The sequence below is a fragment of the Serratia sp. TSA_7 genome (assembly GCF_052692135.1).
Window position 1 is genome coordinate 24,672 of record NZ_JBQZFU010000008.1, and the last position, 16,332, is coordinate 41,003.

Genomic DNA, 16,332 nt, shown 5'->3' on the forward strand with positions numbered 1-16,332 from the left:
GCAGAATCCAGCAAAGACAATTTAAAATTTTCTTTAGGCTCTGTCACCGTCTACGCAGGAAGGATTAAGTACCTTTCGATACACCTGCGGTCTTGGACGGAGGCCTGGATAGGCCAGGCTCCAACCGAAAAATCTTTGTTCCGCTGATGGCTATTACCAATAGCGAAACCTTGGGGGATAAGATTCTAGACAAATCTTAACCCCAAGTCAAAGCGATAATCGCAAGGCGATTAGTTCGCTACAGCAGTCAGGCCGCTTTGATCGATAGCAACGCCAGCACCCATGGTGGTGGAGAGGCTAACTTTCTTGATGTACACGCCTTTAGCCTGAGATGGTTTTGCCTTTTTCAGCGCAACCAGCAGAGCTTCCAGGTTTTCTTTCAGCTTGTCTGACTCGAAATCAACCTTACCGATCGTGGTATGGATGATGCCGTTTTTGTCGTTACGGTAACGAACCTGGCCTGCTTTAGCGTTTTTCACTGCTTCAGCAACGTTCGGAGTAACGGTACCCACTTTCGGGTTTGGCATCAGGCCACGTGGACCCAGGATCTGGCCCAGTTGACCAACAACGCGCATTGCATCTGGAGAAGCAATAACAACGTCGAAGTTCATTTCGCCTTTCTTGATCAGGTCTGCCAGATCTTCCATACCTACCAGCTCTGCACCAGCAGCTTTAGCTGCTTCAGCGTTAGGGCCTTGGGCAAATACGGCAACGCGAACGGAACGACCGGTGCCGTTTGGCAGAACGGTAGCGCCACGAACGTTTTGGTCAGATTTACGAGCGTCGATGCCGAGGTTAACAGCAACGTCAACGCTTTCTACGAATTTAGCAGTGGCCAGCTCTTTCAGCAGAGCAACAGCTTCGGTGATGTCATACTGTTTAGTAGCATCAACTTTGTCACGGATCACGCGCATGCGCTTGGTCAGCTTAGCCATTTCTTAATCCTCCACTACCAGGCCCATGGAACGAGCAGTACCTTCGATGGAGCGAGTCATCGCTTCAACGTTGGAACCAGTCATGTCCGCAGCTTTGGTTTCTGCGATTTCACGTACCTGAGCACTAGTCACTTTACCTACTTTGTCTTTGTTCGGCTTGCCTGAACCAGACTTGATACCAGCCGCTTTTTTCAGCAGAACTGCTGCTGGCGGGGTTTTGGTAACGAAAGTGAAGGAGCGGTCAGAATAAACAGTAATAACAACCGGAATCGGCAGACCTTTCTCAACGCTGTCAGTCTTAGCATTGAACGCCTTACAGAATTCCATGATGTTAACGCCTTGCTGACCCAGAGCTGGACCAACTGGCGGACTTGGGTTCGCCATACCGGCTGCAACTTGCAGCTTAACGTAGGCTTGTACTTTCTTGGCCATTTACAATTCCTCGGTTTGGGTAATAACGCCTCACAAGAGGCTCCCCGTGTTTCACCCCGCTCAACGAGCAAGGCCTATAAAAACAAAAGGCGCGAAATTATAGTTCAATTTCGCGCCTCTGACAAGCGGCAAAAAGCCACTTATTGCTGATTAATTGATCAGCCTTTTTCAACCTGAGCAAAATCCAGTTCCACCGGCGTTGCACGCCCAAAGATGGAAACAGAAACTTTCAGGCGGCTCTTCTCGTAGTCCACTTCTTCAACGACACCGTTGAAATCAGCAAATGGACCATCGTTAACGCGGACCAGTTCACCCGGTTCGAACAGCGTTTTAGGACGCGGCTTATCACCAACCTGCTGCAGGCGGTTCATAATCGCATCTACTTCTTTATCGCTGATCGGTGCCGGACGGTCAGAGGTGCCGCCGATGAAACCCATTACGCGAGGAACACTGCGCACCAAGTGCCAGCTGGCGTCATTCATCACCATCTGAACCAACACATAGCCCGGGAAGAATTTGCGCTCGCTTTTACGACGTTGACCACCACGGATTTCAACAACTTCTTCCGTAGGGACCATCACTTCGCCGAACAGCTCTTCCATATCGTGCAGTTTGATATGTTCACGCAGCGATTGCGCAACGCGACCTTCAAAACCGGAAAACGCCTGAACGACGTACCAACGTTTTTTTGGAGCTTCAGACATTTTAGAACCTCAGGCCAGTAATAAACGATACCAGACGGACCAGAATACCATCCAGCCCCCACAGAATCAGCGACATCACGGCAGTTACCGCGGCAACGATCAACGTGGTATGTAGCGTTTCCTGACGAGTTGGCCAAATCACTTTGCGCACTTCAGTACGCGCTTCGCGCGCAAACGCAACGGTAGCTTTGCCTTTGGTGGTCATCAGCGCTATTGCGCCTGCAACGGCGATAACCACTACAACAGCCAGCGCACGTAATGGCAGACTGAAATCACGGTAGTAATAATTACCGACAATAGCCACAACCAACAGAACGGCGACGATCAGCCACTTAGCCGCTTCCAGGCCGCGCCCGCTCCCTTGAGCCTCGGTATTCGCACTCATAAACCAACCTGTCACAATGAATTCAGAACAGACAACTTTGCCTCACACCGCAAGGCAAACCAAACCGATCAGATGCTGCTTCGGCAGCATTTCGGTGTTTTACGCTATGACGTATCTCAGTCAATACGGTTTAAGAGCCCATCTCACCAATGATTATGACTGCAAAATCGCTGATGAGATAGGTTCTAGTTCACAGCGTAGAAAAAGGGCATCAAATGATGCCCTTTTACCGCGTGTCGCGTCAAATGTTATCAGCGATTAAGCGATAACTTTAGCAACAACACCAGCGCCAACAGTACGGCCGCCTTCACGGATTGCGAAACGCAGGCCGTCGTCCATCGCGATTGGGTGGATCAGGGTAACAACCATGTTCACGTTGTCACCTGGCATTACCATCTCTACGCCTTCTGGCAGTTCGATGGTACCGGTCACGTCAGTTGTACGGAAGTAGAACTGTGGACGGTAGCCTTTGAAGAATGGAGTATGACGACCACCTTCTTCTTTGCTCAGGATGTACACTTCTGAGTCAAACTTGGTGTGTGGCTTGATTGAACCTGGTTTAGCCAGGACCTGACCACGTTCGATATCTTCGCGCTTGATACCACGCAGCAGAACACCCACGTTCTCACCAGCACGGCCTTCGTCCAGCAGTTTGCGGAACATTTCAACGCCGGTACAGGTAGACTTAACGGTGTCTTTGATACCCACGATTTCAACTTCTTCGCCAACTTTAACGATACCGCGCTCAACACGACCGGTAACAACGGTACCACGACCGGAGATGGAGAATACGTCTTCGATTGGCAGCAGGAACGGCTTGTCGATAGCACGCTCTGGTTCTGGGATGTAAGAATCCAGGAAACCGGCCAGCTCGATGATTTTAGCTTCCCACTCTGGTTCGCCTTCCAGTGCTTTCAGCGCTGAACCACGAACAACCGGCAGGTCATCACCAGGGAAGTCGTAAGCAGACAGAAGTTCACGAACTTCCATTTCTACCAGTTCCAGCAGCTCTTCATCATCAACCATGTCGCATTTGTTCATGAATACGATGATGAAAGGAACGCCAACCTGACGACCCAGCAGGATGTGCTCACGGGTCTGAGGCATTGGGCCGTCAGTCGCAGCAACAACCAGGATTGCGCCGTCCATCTGAGCAGCACCGGTGATCATGTTTTTAACGTAGTCGGCGTGCCCTGGGCAGTCAACGTGCGCGTAGTGACGGCTTGGGGTGTCATATTCAACGTGAGAAGTGTTGATGGTGATACCACGAGCTTTTTCTTCTGGCGCGTTATCGATCTGGTCGAAAGCACGTGCAGAACCGCCGTAGGTTTTAGCCAGAACGGTGGTGATTGCTGCAGTCAGGGTAGTTTTACCGTGGTCAACGTGGCCGATAGTACCAACGTTAACGTGCGGTTTGGAACGTTCAAATTTTTCTTTAGACACGGCTATATTCCTTACTCTTATGCTCTCCCCTCATGGAGAGAGCACTGATCAATGTGTTAAACCCGAAAGCTTATTTACCACGGGCTTCGATAACGGCCTGAGCGACGTTGTTCGGCGCATCATCGTACTTCAAGAACTCCATGGAGTAAGAAGCACGGCCTTTGGTCAGAGAACGCAGTTGAGTTGCGTATCCGAACATCTCGGACAACGGAACTTCAGCGTGAATCTGAACGCCAGTAGCGTTGGATTCCTGACCTTTCAGTTGACCACGGCGACGGCTAAGGTCACCGATAACGTCACCGGTGTTCTCTTCCGGCGTTTCAACTTCAACCTTCATAATCGGCTCAAGCAAAACAGGTTTCGCTTTCTTAAAGCCATCTTTAAAGGCGATAGACGCAGCCAGTTTAAACGCCAATTCGGAGGAGTCAACATCGTGGAAAGAACCGAAATGCAGACGCACACCGAGGTCAACAACCGGGTAACCGGCCAGTGGACCAGACTTAAGCTGCTCCTGGAGGCCTTTATCAATGGCAGGGATGTATTCCGTTGGGATCACACCACCTTTAATGTCATTGATGAACTCGTAGCCTTTCGGATTTGAGCCCGGCTCCAGTGGGTACATGTCGATAACAACATGACCATACTGACCACGACCACCAGACTGCTTGGCGTGTTTACCTTCGATGTCGGTAACTTTCGCGCGAATGGCTTCACGGTAAGCAACTTGTGGTTTACCCACGTTCGCTTCAACGTTAAATTCACGACGCATACGGTCAACCAGGATGTCCAGGTGAAGTTCACCCATACCTGCGATGATAGTCTGACCTGATTCTTCGTCAGTCCACACGCGGAATGATGGATCTTCCTTCGCCAGACGGCCCAGAGCCAGACCCATTTTTTCCTGGTCAGCTTTGGTTTTTGGTTCAACTGCAACGGAGATTACCGGCTCAGGGAACTCCATACGCTCCAGAATGATCACGTGGTTTGGATCACACAGAGTGTCACCGGTAGTCACGTCTTTCAGACCGATCGCTGCAGCGATGTCGCCTGCACGAACTTCTTTGATCTCTTCACGCTTGTTAGCGTGCATCTGAACGATACGGCCCAGACGCTCACGTGCAGCCTTCACTGAGTTCAACACGGTGTCACCGGAGTTAACGATACCGGAGTACACGCGGAAGAATGTCAGGTTACCCACGAATGGGTCGGTAGCAATTTTGAACGCCAGTGCAGCAAATGGCTCATCATCATTAGCATGACGCTCAGCCGGCGTATCTTTACCGTCGTCGAGGATACCGTTGATTGCAGGTACGTCAGTTGGTGCCGGCAGGTATTCGATAACCGCATCCAGCATTGCCTGCACGCCTTTGTTTTTAAAGGCAGAACCACAGGTAACCAGAATAATCTCGTTGTTCAGCACGCGCTGACGCAGAGCTTTCTTGATTTCTTCCTCGGTCAGCTCTTCGCCGCCCAGGTATTTTTCCATCAGCTCGTCTGAAGCTTCAGCTGCAGATTCAACCAGGTTCTGGTGCCATTCTTCGGCCAGCGCTTGCATGTCCGCAGGGATCTCTTCGTATTCGAAGGTCACGCCCTGGTCAGCATCGTTCCAGTTGACTGCTTTCATTTTCACCAGGTCAACGATACCGGTGAATTTCTCTTCTGCGCCGATGGCCAGTTGCAATGGAACTGGATTCGCGCCCAGACGGGATTTGATCTGACCAACAACTTTCAGGAAGTTAGCACCCATGCGGTCCATTTTGTTAACGAACGCGATGCGTGGAACTTTATATTTGTTAGCCTGACGCCATACAGTTTCAGACTGTGGCTGAACACCACCAACAGCACAGTAAACCATTACAGCGCCATCAAGAACACGCATGGAACGTTCTACTTCGATGGTGAAGTCAACGTGTCCTGGGGTGTCGATGATGTTTACGCGGTGCGGCTCAAACTGCTTGGCCATACCAGACCAGAAAGCGGTAGTCGCTGCAGAAGTGATGGTAATACCACGCTCCTGCTCCTGCTCCATCCAGTCCATGGTGGCAGCGCCGTCATGAACTTCACCGATTTTGTGGTTTACACCGGTGTAGAACAGAATACGTTCGGTAGTGGTCGTCTTACCGGCGTCGATGTGAGCGCTGATACCGATGTTACGATAGCGCTCAATGGGTGTTGTACGAGCCATTTGATTCCTCTATTGCCTTAGGCGTTCAAGTTCGGTTAACCCAAGCGGGTTGGCTTCTTGAAGCGCCCGCTTGGTTAGCATAACTACTGCGTGGCAATTACCAGCGGTAGTGGGCGAACGCCTTGTTGGCTTCTGCCATACGGTGAACGTCTTCACGTTTCTTAACAGCAGAACCTTTGTTCTCAACTGCATCAGAAAGTTCGTTCGCCAAGCGCAGAGCCATGGATTTATCACCGCGTTTACGAGCAGCATCAACGATCCAACGCATTGCCAGAGCATTACGACGGACCGGGCGGACTTCAACTGGTACCTGATAAGTAGAACCACCAACGCGGCGCGACTTAACTTCTACAGTCGGGCGAACGTTGTCGAGAGCTACTTCGAAAGCTTCCAGGTGATTTTTACCAGAACGCTGAGCCAGGGTCTCCAGCGCGGTATACACGATAGCTTCTGCAGTAGATTTTTTACCGTCTACCATCAGGATATTTACAAATTTGGCCAACAGCTCGGATCCGAACTTAGGATCTGGCAGGATTTTACGTTGGCCTATTACGCGACGACGTGGCATGGAAATACTCCGTTGTTAATTCAGGATTGTCCAAAACTCTACGAGTTTATTTTGACATTAAAGTGAAAATGTTTGGCCTTACTTAACGGAGAACCATTAAGCCTTTGGCTTCTTCACGCCGTACTTGGAACGAGCTTGCTTACGGTCTTTAACACCGGAGCAGTCAAGTGCACCACGGACGGTGTGGTAACGCACACCTGGCAAGTCTTTAACACGACCGCCACGGATCAGGATCACGGAGTGTTCCTGCAGGTTGTGACCTTCACCACCGATGTAGGAAGTCACTTCGAAACCGTTAGTCAAACGCACACGGCATACTTTACGCAGCGCGGAGTTTGGTTTTTTCGGGGTGGTGGTATATACGCGGGTACATACACCACGTTTCTGCGGGCAAGCTTCCAGCGCTGGAACGTTGCTTTTAGCAGCCTTCACAGAGCGTGGTTTGCGAACCAGCTGATTAATTGTTGCCATTAAAAAAGCTCCTGGTTTTGCTTCGTTTGTTGCTTCGTAAACATGTGATAAATCCCCTCGTATGCACTACTGGCAAAGTACGAGGCCGCAGAATTTTATGGCTGAGCGGTAGAGGTGTCAAGAAATATACAACATCACTCTCATCACCAAGCCATTTGGCTTCGATGTTTTTCGGTTAATTCAACGAAGTGATTATAGCCGATGACAGTGATTTTGTGTGAAAAATGACCAGTCAGACCTCTGGCTTCCAGGTCATCCTGCAGCGCATAAAGTGATATGGGGGCATTAAGCAATAATTCAAGGTGCGCGCTGCCGGCCAACCCGGCCAGTACGCCATCCTGTATCAGCAGCAGGTCGTCGCCTTGTGTGGTCAAGCGTAACAATGCCGGCAAATCGCATTGAGTGGGAGAGTGGCTAAGGGTATACAGCATCCGAATGTCCTAAAAAGTCATTACCGCGTCATAACCGGCCAACTGTTGACGCAGCGCATCCGGTGCCAGCACCTCGGCCTCCAGCACCCAGTCGGTCACCTGACTCAGACCGCGCTCCTGCAAAGATGCCTGGCACAAATAACACTGCTCGACGTCATACAGCGGCAGCACGCCAAAGGTGGCGATATAGTTGCGCGCCAGAATTTTTTCCGGCTGCTGCCCCGGCAATAGCTGCAATACGCCATCGCCGATAAAAAACACGCCCAGATCTTCGCTCAGCGCCGAAGTCGCCAACAGCGCATCCAGCCCTTCCCTGCCGCCGGTGCCGCCATGCGGGCCTTGGGTAAAAACAAAAGCGACTCGTTTCATAAATTCTCTCAGAACTGCACCAGACGGTCACAACTTAGCGCCGCCTCAGCCAACGAACCCAACCCGCTAAGGGTAAAGCCAGGTTGCAGATTAGCCGTTTCCAGCCCCTGCTGTGCAGCTTCCTGTTCATCGGTCACGCCGCGCCGCAACGCAGCGGCCACACAAACGTTGAGCGCAATACCGTGCTGCTGCGCCAGCTGCGCCCAGCCGCGCACCAGATCGAACTCATCGCTGGCAGGGGATGTCAGTTGGTTGGCATTCAGCACCCCTTCACGGTAGAAAAACACGCTGGAGAGCCGATGCCCTTTCGCCAGCAGAGCTTGTGCGAACTGATAGGCGCTGCTGGCCTGCTGGGTGCCATACGCCGGGCCGGTGACCAAAAGACAGTAATCCAGCATCAGCGCTCGGTTCCCAGCAGGTCACCGCTTTTGAACTGGCGGATATACAGATACACGGTGTGCTTGGAAATATTCAGGCGATCCGCCACCTGATTAATCGCATCTTTGATATCAAAAATGCCTTTTTCGTAAAGATTCAGCACCACCTGGCGATTTTTGGCATTGTTGGAGACATTGCGATCGGCATTGACCTCCTCGATGGTGAACTCCAGCGTCTGCGCCACCAGATCGTCCACGGAAGAGGCAAAGTTGACTGAGGGAGCCACTTCCTGGGTTTCCGGCGGCATGAAAGTCTGCATTACCTGGGAGAACGGCACATCGAGGTTCATGTTGATGCACAACAGGCCGATCACCCGCTGCTCGCGATTACGGATGGCGATAGTGACCGACTTCATCAGCACGCCGCTCTTGGCGCGTGTGAAATAGGCCTTCGACACACTGCTGTCATCGCCGGCCATATCATGCAGCATCCGCAGCGCCAGGTCGGTGATCGGCGAACCTATCTGCCGCCCGGTATGCTCGCCGTTGGCAATACGCACCGCCGAGCATTTCAAATCTTCCAGCGCGTGCAGCACGATCTCGCAGTGACCGCCGATCAGCATAGCTAGCCCATCGACCACGGCTTCATAAGACTTCAGGATTTCATGATCCGTCTGGCTAAACGGACGTTCATTCAGCAAATCAAGTTCGCTGACTTCGCTGGATAAAAGCGAATTTGACATCGAAAATACCACCCTCAAAGATCGCCTGTGCCAGGGGGCGCAGCTAAAACGGCTCGTGCAGGCTCCCTCTTCCACAGGCGGCATACCCTTGAGGATCCACAGGGCAGGCAGGCTGGTATCAGCATGAAACAGCACGACGGGCGTCCGCAAGCCAACACGCGGCCGGGAACAGTTTTAGGTACACGCCCTAAGGGGCAGGCGCATGACTCATAAGTCCGGATTATTAGTCTAGCAAAACTGCCAGAGTAAAGTCCTTGCGTTTGCGCGTGGTATTGACGTTAAGCCCGATGCCCGGCAGGCGTCAAGCAATCAGTGGGAGGGAAAGTAAAAGTTACGCCTCATCCGGCATTAATCAGAGACGCTGAAATGAACACCGCCGCGAAGAAGATTCGCGGCGGTGATGGCAATCAGACAGGCTTATTGCGCTTTGGCATCCGCCGCTGCGTCAGCCGGTTTTTCAGCCTTGGCGTCTGCTTTCGGCGCAGCTTTCACATCCAGCAGCTCAACGTCGAATACCAGAGTGGAGTTAGCCGGAATGCCCGGAACGCCGGTTTTACCGTAGGCCAGTGCCGGTGGAATTACCAGCTTGATTTTGCCGCCTTTCTTGAGGTGTTTCAGGCCTTCAGTCCAGCCTGGGATCACGCCGTCCAGACGGAATGACAGCGGCTCACCACGGGTATAGGAATTGTCAAACTCGGTGCCGTCGGTCAGGGTGCCTTTGTAGTTCACTACCACGGTGTCGCTGTCTTTAGGCGCTTCACCCGCACCCGGTTTCTCTACCTTGTACAGCAGGCCAGATTCGGTTTTCTTCACGCCTTTTTCTTTGGCGAAGGTCTCACGGTACTTGGCGCCTTTCGTTTCGTTGTCTTTAGCGTCTTGTTCCATCTTCGCCTGAGCAGAAGCCTTCACGCGCGCTTCAAAGCTCTGCAGAGTTTTTTCGATGTCCGCATCGTTCAACTTGCTCTTGTTGGCAAAAGCATCCTGAACGCCTGAGATCAACTGATCTTTGTCCAGTTTGATACCCAACTTTTCTTGCTCTTTCAGCGAGTTGTCCATGTAACGGCCCAGGGATGCGCCCAGTGCGTAAGCCGCTTGCTCGTCATCGTTCTTGAACTTGCCGGTGCTTGGTGCCGCTGCAGCGTCCGCTGGTTTAGCGGCTTCGGCCGGTTTAGCCGCATCAGCAGCCATAACCTGAGTCGCATTCAGAGCAAAAGCCATGGTGGTTGCCAGAAGCGTGACTTTAAACAAAGATTTCATCCATTTCTCCAGTGTCTGAAGCTGTGCCCCAAACAGTCATTAAGTAAGATAACCGGGCTACTATAGCTGCCTGAAAGAAAACAAAACAGTCACACAGGTAACCAATCGAGTCAAAGTGTGACTCCAGGTTTAAGGAGAAGTTTCCTTTAATGTGCTACCCGCATGATAAATCAGATTATTCTTCCACCCGATACGATAACGGTAACAAAAACAGCCGCGATAAGCGCTCTATTTTTCAGCACTTTACACAGGGCGCGGCCGCCTGCGGTTATCCCTCGCTCTGCGGGGGGCGAAATAGCGCAGCGCAAAGCCGGCGGCAGCTGTTAACATAGTGCCAGATTCAGGATTAAACCGCGTCAGAGGTAGCATCATGCACAACGCCGATACCCAAAGCCTGTTACTGCGGCTTGAGGAATTGGAAAGCCGTCAGGCCTTCCAGGAAGTCACCATTGAAGAGCTCAACCAAACCGTGGTGCAGCACCAGCTTGAAATGCTGAAATTGCAGGAACACCTGCGCGTGCTGACCGATAAACTGCGCTCGACCCAAACGTCGATGATTGCCTCGCAGTCGGAAGAGACGCCACCGCCGCATTATTGATAACCCATAAAAAAGGGCAGCCCCAGGGCTGCCCTTTCTTGCTGTTGCTGCGCCGCGATTAGTGGCAGCCGCAACCGCCGTTACCGCAACCGCCTTTCTTAGCCTGATCATGGTCATGCGCATGGTCATGATCGTGATCGTGGCCATGACCGCCGCAGCAACCGTCACCGTGCTCGTGGTGGTGATCGTGCTCGCCGTGTACGTGACCGTGCGCCAGTTCTTCAGCGGTAGCTTCGCGGATCGCGACAACTTCCACGTTGAAGTTCAGGTTCTGACCCGCCAGCATGTGGTTACCGTCAACCACTACGTGATCGCCGTCCACTTCGGTGATTTCGACCGGAACCGGGCCCTGATCGGTGTCAGCCAGGAAACGCATGCCAACTTCCAACTCGTCAACGCCCATAAAGACGTCTTTCGGCACGCGCTGCACCAGGTTTTCGTCGTAGTTGCCGTACGCATCGTTGGCGCCGACATTAACGTCAAAACGATCGCCTGCTTCGTGGCCTTCGAGTGCTTTTTCCAGACCTGCAATCAGAGAACCATGCCCGTGCAGATAGTCCAGCGGCGCGCTCACCGGAGACTCATCAACCAAAACACCGTCTTCTGTACGTACTTGGTAAGCCAGGCTGACCACCAAGTCTTTTGCTACTTTCATGATATCTCCTACCGTTGGACACTTGGACGCAGCCCATCATCGGGTGCCGCGCCTTTACCGGACAGATTGTATCGGAAATCTGCCCCGCTGTACCCTTCAGCATAAAAAAACGCGCCCGATAACGCTACTCCGGATGGAAAATACCGATGACCTGCTCCTGCGGCCGGACGTGCTTTTCCACCTGTTGTTCGGTCTGCCGCTGGTGATGGCCGCACTTGACGCACTCCACCACTTCGACCTGGTCTTCGCGCCAAACTGCCAGCGTATCCATAGCCTTACAGCTCGGGCAGACCGCCCCGGCGATAAATCTTTTACGTGTTGCGGACATCTTCTGTGCTCCAAATTATTCGTATTCATCCCAGCCGTCGAACTGGCGACTCTCTTTTTGCATTTCGCGATGGAAAAGTTCTTCAAGCTCGCGCCGCGCCTCTTTCACGCGGGAAATCTGCGCCACATCGCCATGATGCGGCGGCATCAGTTCACGCAGCATGCGCATGTCCAGCCGGCGAAAGTGCTGCTGCGCGCGATAGGCCTGATGAGGATGCATACCCAATTCCATCAGCGCCTTGCGTCCCAGTTCCAGTGCGCTGGAGAAGGTTTCGCGGCTGAACTGCTTGACCCCGGCCTGCAGCAGTTCGTGCGCCTCCACGCGGCCGCGTGCGCGCGCCAGGATGCTCAACTCCGGGAAGTGCTGTTGGCACAAACGCACGATTTCCATGGTGTCTTCCGGCTCATTGCAGGTGATTACAATCGACTTGGCCTTCGCCGCGCCGGCCGCACGCAGCAGTTCGAGTTCGGTGGCATCGCCGTAATACACTTTGTAGCCGTAGCGACGCAGCACGCCGACTGCGCTGACATCGCGCTCCAATACGGTAATACGCATCTTGTTGGCCATCAACAGGCGGCCGATCACCTGGCCGAACCGGCCGAAACCGACAATGATCACCTGCGGATCGTCGTCCTCCACATACGGCGTTTCTTCGTCTTCATCCCGGGCGTTGTAACGGCGGGCCAGGATGCGATCGATAATCTGCATCAGAAGGGGCGTGGTCATCATCGACAAGGTCACCACCACCAACAGCAAGGCGAGTTGATCAGACTGCAACACCTTCTGCGCCCCCGCGGCGGAAAACAGCACGAAGGCAAACTCTCCGCCCTGGCTGAGCACGCCGGCGAACTGCAAACGCACCGAACTGCGCAGGCCAAAGATGCGCGACAGCGAGTACAGCACCCCTGACTTGATCGCCACCAACAGCACCACACCCAGCAGCACTTCGACCAGATGGGTATAGAGCACGCCGATATTCAGCGCCATCCCCACCGAGATAAAGAACAGCCCCAGCAGCAGCCCTTTGAACGGCTCGATGGCAATCTCCAGCTCATGGCGATATTCGCTCTCCGCCAACAGCACACCGGCGATAAAGGTGCCAAGCGCCATCGACAGGCCGAGCGTATCCATAAACAACGCCGCCCCCAAGACCACCAACAGTGCGGCGGCGGTGAAAATTTCGCGCACCCCGGAAGAGGCGATATAGCGGAACAACGGCCGCAGCAGGAAACGCCCGCCGATCAGCATGCCGCCGAACGCCGCGACCTTGATCGCGATTTCCGCCCAGTCGTCGCTGGTGCCACCGGCGCCGGCCAGGATAGGGATCAGCGCCAGCGCCGGGATCACCGCCATATCCTGGAACAGCAGCACCGAGAACCCTAACTGGCCGCCTTCATTGCGGTTCATGCCCTTCTCGCGCATCAGCTGCAACGCCATCGCCGTCGATGACATCGCCAGCCCGATCCCGCCGATAACGGCGGCCTGCCAGGCGAAATGGGTCAGATAAAGCAGCGCCCCCAACACCGCGGCGGTGATCAATACCTGCCCGGCACCCACGCCGAATATCGAACGCCGCAGTTCCCAAAGTTTGGTCGGGTTCAGTTCCAGCCCGATGATGAACATCAAGAACACCACGCCCAACTCGGAAAAGTGCAGGATCTCATCCACATCGCGGATAAAGCCCAATCCCCAGGGGCCGATGGCAATGCCGGCGATCAAATAGCCCAGCACCGCACCAATCCCCAGACGGCGGGCGATGGGCACCGTGACCACGGCGGCGAACAGGAACAGTAAAATTGCGGTCAGTAACGTCGAGCCTTCCATGATCACCTTCCTCCCTGCGGCAACGGGTTACGCAGCCAGTCGCCATAGGCCGTAGCGTGGCTTTCCAGCACTTCCGGCTTCTGCCGACGCGCCCAATACACCAGCATCGGCGTCAGCCAGTGCATATGGCACATGGCGGCGGTCAGTTCGAACGGGCGCAGGATATCTTCCATCGGATAACGGTTATAACCGCCGGTGCGGTAGGCGCCTTCAGGTTCTCCGGTGGTGATCACCGAACGCCAGTATTTGCCTGCCAACGCATTGCCGCCCATACCGCTGGCAAAACCGCGCGACAGCACGCGATCCAGCCATTCTTTCAGCAATGCCGGGCAACTGTAGGTATAGAGTGGATGTTGAAAAACAATGACCTGATGTTCACGCAGCAGCTGTTGTTCGTGGTGAATATCAATAAAAAAGTCAGGATAGTGCGCGTATAAATCGTGCACGGTGACATGTTCCAACTGCTGCGCCGGTCGAAGCAAAACCCGATTCGCGACCGAGTCATGGGATTCCGGATGGGCATACAGCAGCAAGACCTTGGGCGGCTGCGACATCATTCCCCTCCAAAGCGTCGTCAGGATAGCGGTTTTCCGTTACCATGCTTCGCAAAGACTAATAATAGGACAGTCTGTGTCCTGTTAACTTAGAATCCTCTCAATTTAACATACTCTGAACATACGGCGCTTTATGATTGTATTCTCCTCGCTACAAATCCGACGCGGCACCCGCGTCCTGTTGGACAACGCCACGGCGACGGTTAATCCAGGTCAGAAAGTCGGCCTGGTGGGTAAAAACGGCTGCGGCAAATCCACGCTGCTGGCGTTGCTGAAAGGCGAAATCGCCGCGGACGGTGGTACTCATACCTTCCCCACTAACTGGGCGCTGGCCTGGGTCAACCAGGAAACGCCGGCGCTGGACGTGCCGGCCATTGAGTATGTTATCGACGGCGACCGCGAATTCCGCCAGCTTGAAGCCGAATTGCAATTGGCGAACGAGAAAAACGACGGCCACGCCATCGCCACGCTGCACGGCAAACTGGACGCCATCGACGCCTGGACCATCCGCCCCCGCGCCGCCAGCCTGCTGCACGGTCTCGGCTTCTCCAACGAACAGCTGCAAAGCCCGGTGCGCGCTTTCTCGGGCGGCTGGCGCATGCGTTTGAACCTGGCGCAGGCGCTGGTCTGCCGTTCTGATCTGCTGCTGCTCGACGAACCGACCAACCACCTGGATCTGGACGCGGTGATTTGGCTGGAACGCTGGCTGAAGGGCTATCCGGGCACGCTGGTGCTGATTTCCCATGACCGCGACTTCCTGGATCCGATCGTCGATAAAATCCTGCATATCGAACAAGAGACCATCAACGAATATACCGGCAACTACTCCTCGTTCGAGCGTCAACGCTCGACCAAACTGGCGCAGCAGCAGTCGCTGTATCAGCACCAGCAGGAGAAAGTGGCGCACCTGCAAAGTTATATCGATCGCTTCCGTGCGCAGGCCACCAAGGCCAAACAGGCGCAGAGCCGCATTAAAATGCTCGAACGCATGGAGCTTATCGCCCCGGCCCACGTCGATAACCCGTTCAGCTTCAGCTTCCGCCAGCCGGAAAGCTTGCCGAACCCGTTGCTGCGCATGGAGAAGGTCAGCGCCGGCTACGGCGAAAAAGTGATCCTGAAATCGATCAAGCTCAACCTGGTGCCCGGTTCGCGCATTGGCCTGCTGGGCCGTAATGGCGCCGGTAAATCTACCTTGATCAAAATGCTGGCCGGCACGCTGGAACCGCTGAGCGGTGAGATTGGCCTGGCGAAGGGCATCAAACTGGGCTACTTCGCCCAGCATCAGTTGGAGTTCTTGCGCGCCGACGAATCGCCGCTGCAACACCTGAGCCGCATCGCTCCCCGGGTGCTGGAACAGCAACTGCGCGACTACCTGGGCGGTTTCGGCTTCCAGGGCGACAAGGTCACCGAGGCCACCGAGCGTTTCTCCGGCGGCGAAAAGGCACGGCTGGTGCTGGCGCTGATCGTCTGGCAACGCCCTAACCTGCTGCTGCTCGACGAACCGACCAACCACCTGGATCTGGACATGCGCCAGGCGTTGACCGAAGCGCTGATCGATTTCGAAGGCGCACTGGTGGTGGTCTCGCACGACCGCCATCTGCTGCGCTCCACCACCGACGACCTCTATCTGGTGCACGATGGCCAGGTCGAAGTTTTCGAAGGCGATCTGGACGACTACCAGCAATGGCTGAGCGACCTGCAACGGCAGGAAAACCAGCAGGATGCGCCGGAGAAAGAAAACAACGGCAACAGCGCACAGGCGCGTAAAGATCAGAAACGTCGCGAAGCCGAATTCCGCACCCAGACTCAGCCGCTGCGCAAGCAAATCGCCAAGCTGGAGCAGCAGATGGAAAAACTGGGCGCCGAACTGGCGGCGGTAGAAGAGAAACTGGCGGACTCTGCGCTGTATGACATCAGCCGCAAGGCCGATCTGACCGAGTGCCTGCAAAAACAAAGCCAGACCAAATCCGCTCTGGAAGAAACGGAAATGACCTGGCTGGATGCGCAGGAGCAGTTGGAACGGCTGACAAGCGAGTTTGAATTGTAGGAGCGCAGCGCGCTGCGCCCACGGCC

At 54.2% G+C, this 16,332-nt stretch carries 19 protein-coding genes; 2 read left to right on the forward strand and 17 right to left on the reverse strand.

Going from position 1 to position 16,332, the window contains the following annotated elements:
- Window positions 1–230: 230 nt before the first annotated feature.
- The 13 genes from rplA to fkpA form a co-directional block, all read right to left on the reverse strand.
- Window positions 231–935, reverse strand: a complete 705-nt coding sequence (rplA, locus tag ACUTQW_RS20475; RefSeq protein WP_004953932.1) for a 50S ribosomal protein L1 — start codon at window positions 933–935, stop codon at window positions 231–233.
- 3 nt (window positions 936–938) lie between these two features.
- Complete coding sequence (gene rplK / locus ACUTQW_RS20480; protein WP_006323135.1) at window positions 939–1,367, reverse strand: 50S ribosomal protein L11; 429 nt, start codon at window positions 1,365–1,367, stop codon at window positions 939–941.
- Between the two features lie 158 nt (window positions 1,368–1,525).
- Window positions 1,526–2,071 carry a transcription termination/antitermination protein NusG gene (gene nusG, locus ACUTQW_RS20485; protein WP_004953928.1) on the reverse strand — a complete coding sequence of 182 codons (546 nt, stop codon included), beginning with the start codon at window positions 2,069–2,071 and terminating at the stop codon, window positions 1,526–1,528.
- Window position 2,072: 1 nt separating this feature from the next.
- Window positions 2,073–2,456, reverse strand: a complete 384-nt coding sequence (gene secE / locus ACUTQW_RS20490) for a preprotein translocase subunit SecE (protein WP_006323134.1) — start codon at window positions 2,454–2,456, stop codon at window positions 2,073–2,075.
- 258 nt (window positions 2,457–2,714) lie between these two features.
- Window positions 2,715–3,899: an elongation factor Tu gene (gene tuf, locus ACUTQW_RS20495; RefSeq protein ID WP_013811124.1), complete on the reverse strand. Its 1,185-nt coding sequence runs from the start codon at window positions 3,897–3,899 to the stop codon at window positions 2,715–2,717.
- 70 nt (window positions 3,900–3,969) lie between these two features.
- Window positions 3,970–6,084: an elongation factor G gene (gene fusA / locus ACUTQW_RS20500; protein WP_004951196.1), complete on the reverse strand. Its 2,115-nt coding sequence runs from the start codon at window positions 6,082–6,084 to the stop codon at window positions 3,970–3,972.
- Between the two features lie 97 nt (window positions 6,085–6,181).
- Entirely contained in the window at window positions 6,182–6,652 is a 471-nt protein-coding gene (gene rpsG, locus ACUTQW_RS20505) for a 30S ribosomal protein S7 (protein WP_004951199.1), read from the reverse strand.
- 96 nt (window positions 6,653–6,748) lie between these two features.
- Window positions 6,749–7,123 (reverse strand): 30S ribosomal protein S12, encoded by a 375-nt coding sequence (gene rpsL, locus ACUTQW_RS20510; protein ID WP_004930426.1) that lies wholly within the window; start codon window positions 7,121–7,123, stop codon window positions 6,749–6,751.
- Between the two features lie 143 nt (window positions 7,124–7,266).
- Entirely contained in the window at window positions 7,267–7,554 is a 288-nt protein-coding gene (tusB, locus tag ACUTQW_RS20515; protein WP_004951202.1) for a sulfurtransferase complex subunit TusB, read from the reverse strand.
- A 9-nt stretch (window positions 7,555–7,563) separates the two neighbouring features.
- Entirely contained in the window at window positions 7,564–7,923 is a 360-nt protein-coding gene (tusC, locus tag ACUTQW_RS20520; protein WP_006328468.1) for a sulfurtransferase complex subunit TusC, read from the reverse strand.
- An 8-nt stretch (window positions 7,924–7,931) separates the two neighbouring features.
- Window positions 7,932–8,321 (reverse strand): sulfurtransferase complex subunit TusD, encoded by a 390-nt coding sequence (tusD, locus tag ACUTQW_RS20525; protein WP_004951209.1) that lies wholly within the window; start codon window positions 8,319–8,321, stop codon window positions 7,932–7,934.
- Complete coding sequence (locus ACUTQW_RS20530) at window positions 8,321–9,043, reverse strand: helix-turn-helix transcriptional regulator (protein ID WP_004951212.1); 723 nt, start codon at window positions 9,041–9,043, stop codon at window positions 8,321–8,323. Before ACUTQW_RS20530 ends, tusD begins: the two co-directional genes overlap by 1 nt.
- 417 nt (window positions 9,044–9,460) lie before the next feature.
- Window positions 9,461–10,300 (reverse strand): FKBP-type peptidyl-prolyl cis-trans isomerase, encoded by an 840-nt coding sequence (gene fkpA / locus ACUTQW_RS20535; RefSeq protein ID WP_004951215.1) that lies wholly within the window; start codon window positions 10,298–10,300, stop codon window positions 9,461–9,463.
- 370 nt (window positions 10,301–10,670) lie between these two features.
- On the opposite strand from fkpA, the gene ACUTQW_RS20540 reads away from it, so the two are divergent.
- Entirely contained in the window at window positions 10,671–10,898 is a 228-nt protein-coding gene (locus tag ACUTQW_RS20540) for a SlyX family protein (protein WP_004951219.1), read from the forward strand.
- 58 nt (window positions 10,899–10,956) lie between these two features.
- On the opposite strand, the gene slyD is transcribed toward ACUTQW_RS20540, so the two are convergent.
- From slyD to kefG, 4 genes are all read right to left on the reverse strand, one after another.
- The gene (gene slyD / locus ACUTQW_RS20545) at window positions 10,957–11,553 is read right to left on the reverse strand and encodes a peptidylprolyl isomerase (RefSeq protein WP_004951222.1); all 597 of its coding nucleotides are present in this window, start codon (window positions 11,551–11,553) and stop codon (window positions 10,957–10,959) included.
- A 124-nt stretch (window positions 11,554–11,677) separates the two neighbouring features.
- Window positions 11,678–11,881 (reverse strand): YheV family putative zinc ribbon protein, encoded by a 204-nt coding sequence (locus ACUTQW_RS20550; RefSeq protein ID WP_004951224.1) that lies wholly within the window; start codon window positions 11,879–11,881, stop codon window positions 11,678–11,680.
- A 15-nt stretch (window positions 11,882–11,896) separates the two neighbouring features.
- Window positions 11,897–13,705, reverse strand: coding sequence for a glutathione-regulated potassium-efflux system protein KefB (kefB, locus tag ACUTQW_RS20555; protein WP_004951226.1), 1,809 nt, complete (start codon window positions 13,703–13,705; stop codon window positions 11,897–11,899).
- Window positions 13,706–13,707: 2 nt separating this feature from the next.
- On the reverse strand, window positions 13,708–14,259 hold the full coding sequence (kefG, locus tag ACUTQW_RS20560; protein WP_006328470.1) for a glutathione-regulated potassium-efflux system ancillary protein KefG: 552 nt from the start codon (window positions 14,257–14,259) through the stop codon (window positions 13,708–13,710).
- A 133-nt stretch (window positions 14,260–14,392) separates the two neighbouring features.
- On the opposite strand from kefG, the gene ACUTQW_RS20565 reads away from it, so the two are divergent.
- Window positions 14,393–16,306, forward strand: a complete 1,914-nt coding sequence (locus tag ACUTQW_RS20565) for an ABC transporter ATP-binding protein (RefSeq protein ID WP_006328475.1) — start codon at window positions 14,393–14,395, stop codon at window positions 16,304–16,306.
- Window positions 16,307–16,332: the final 26 nt, after the last annotated feature.

Bases quoted from the DNA above. Each gene is read 5' to 3' on its own strand.
- rplA (WP_004953932.1), bottom strand. From the start codon at position 935: ATGGCTAAGCTGACCAAGCGCATGCGCGTGATCCGTGACAAAGTTGAT.
- rplK (WP_006323135.1), bottom strand. From the start codon at position 1,367: ATGGCCAAGAAAGTACAAGCCTACGTTAAGCTGCAAGTTGCAGCCGGT.
- nusG (WP_004953928.1), bottom strand. From the start codon at position 2,071: ATGTCTGAAGCTCCAAAAAAACGTTGGTACGTCGTTCAGGCGTTTTCC.
- secE (WP_006323134.1), bottom strand. From the start codon at position 2,456: ATGAGTGCGAATACCGAGGCTCAAGGGAGCGGGCGCGGCCTGGAAGCG.
- fusA (WP_004951196.1), bottom strand. From the start codon at position 6,084: ATGGCTCGTACAACACCCATTGAGCGCTATCGTAACATCGGTATCAGC.
- rpsG (WP_004951199.1), bottom strand. From the start codon at position 6,652: ATGCCACGTCGTCGCGTAATAGGCCAACGTAAAATCCTGCCAGATCCT.
- rpsL (WP_004930426.1), bottom strand. From the start codon at position 7,123: ATGGCAACAATTAATCAGCTGGTTCGCAAACCACGCTCTGTGAAGGCT.
- tusB (WP_004951202.1), bottom strand. From the start codon at position 7,554: ATGCTGTATACCCTTAGCCACTCTCCCACTCAATGCGATTTGCCGGCA.
- tusC (WP_006328468.1), bottom strand. From the start codon at position 7,923: ATGAAACGAGTCGCTTTTGTTTTTACCCAAGGCCCGCATGGCGGCACC.
- tusD (WP_004951209.1), bottom strand. From the start codon at position 8,321: ATGCTGGATTACTGTCTTTTGGTCACCGGCCCGGCGTATGGCACCCAG.
- ACUTQW_RS20530 (WP_004951212.1), bottom strand. From the start codon at position 9,043: ATGTCAAATTCGCTTTTATCCAGCGAAGTCAGCGAACTTGATTTGCTG.
- fkpA (WP_004951215.1), bottom strand. From the start codon at position 10,300: ATGAAATCTTTGTTTAAAGTCACGCTTCTGGCAACCACCATGGCTTTT.
- ACUTQW_RS20540 (WP_004951219.1), top strand. From the start codon at position 10,671: ATGCACAACGCCGATACCCAAAGCCTGTTACTGCGGCTTGAGGAATTG.
- slyD (WP_004951222.1), bottom strand. From the start codon at position 11,553: ATGAAAGTAGCAAAAGACTTGGTGGTCAGCCTGGCTTACCAAGTACGT.
- ACUTQW_RS20550 (WP_004951224.1), bottom strand. From the start codon at position 11,881: ATGTCCGCAACACGTAAAAGATTTATCGCCGGGGCGGTCTGCCCGAGC.
- kefB (WP_004951226.1), bottom strand. From the start codon at position 13,705: ATGGAAGGCTCGACGTTACTGACCGCAATTTTACTGTTCCTGTTCGCC.
- kefG (WP_006328470.1), bottom strand. From the start codon at position 14,259: ATGTCGCAGCCGCCCAAGGTCTTGCTGCTGTATGCCCATCCGGAATCC.
- ACUTQW_RS20565 (WP_006328475.1), top strand. From the start codon at position 14,393: ATGATTGTATTCTCCTCGCTACAAATCCGACGCGGCACCCGCGTCCTG.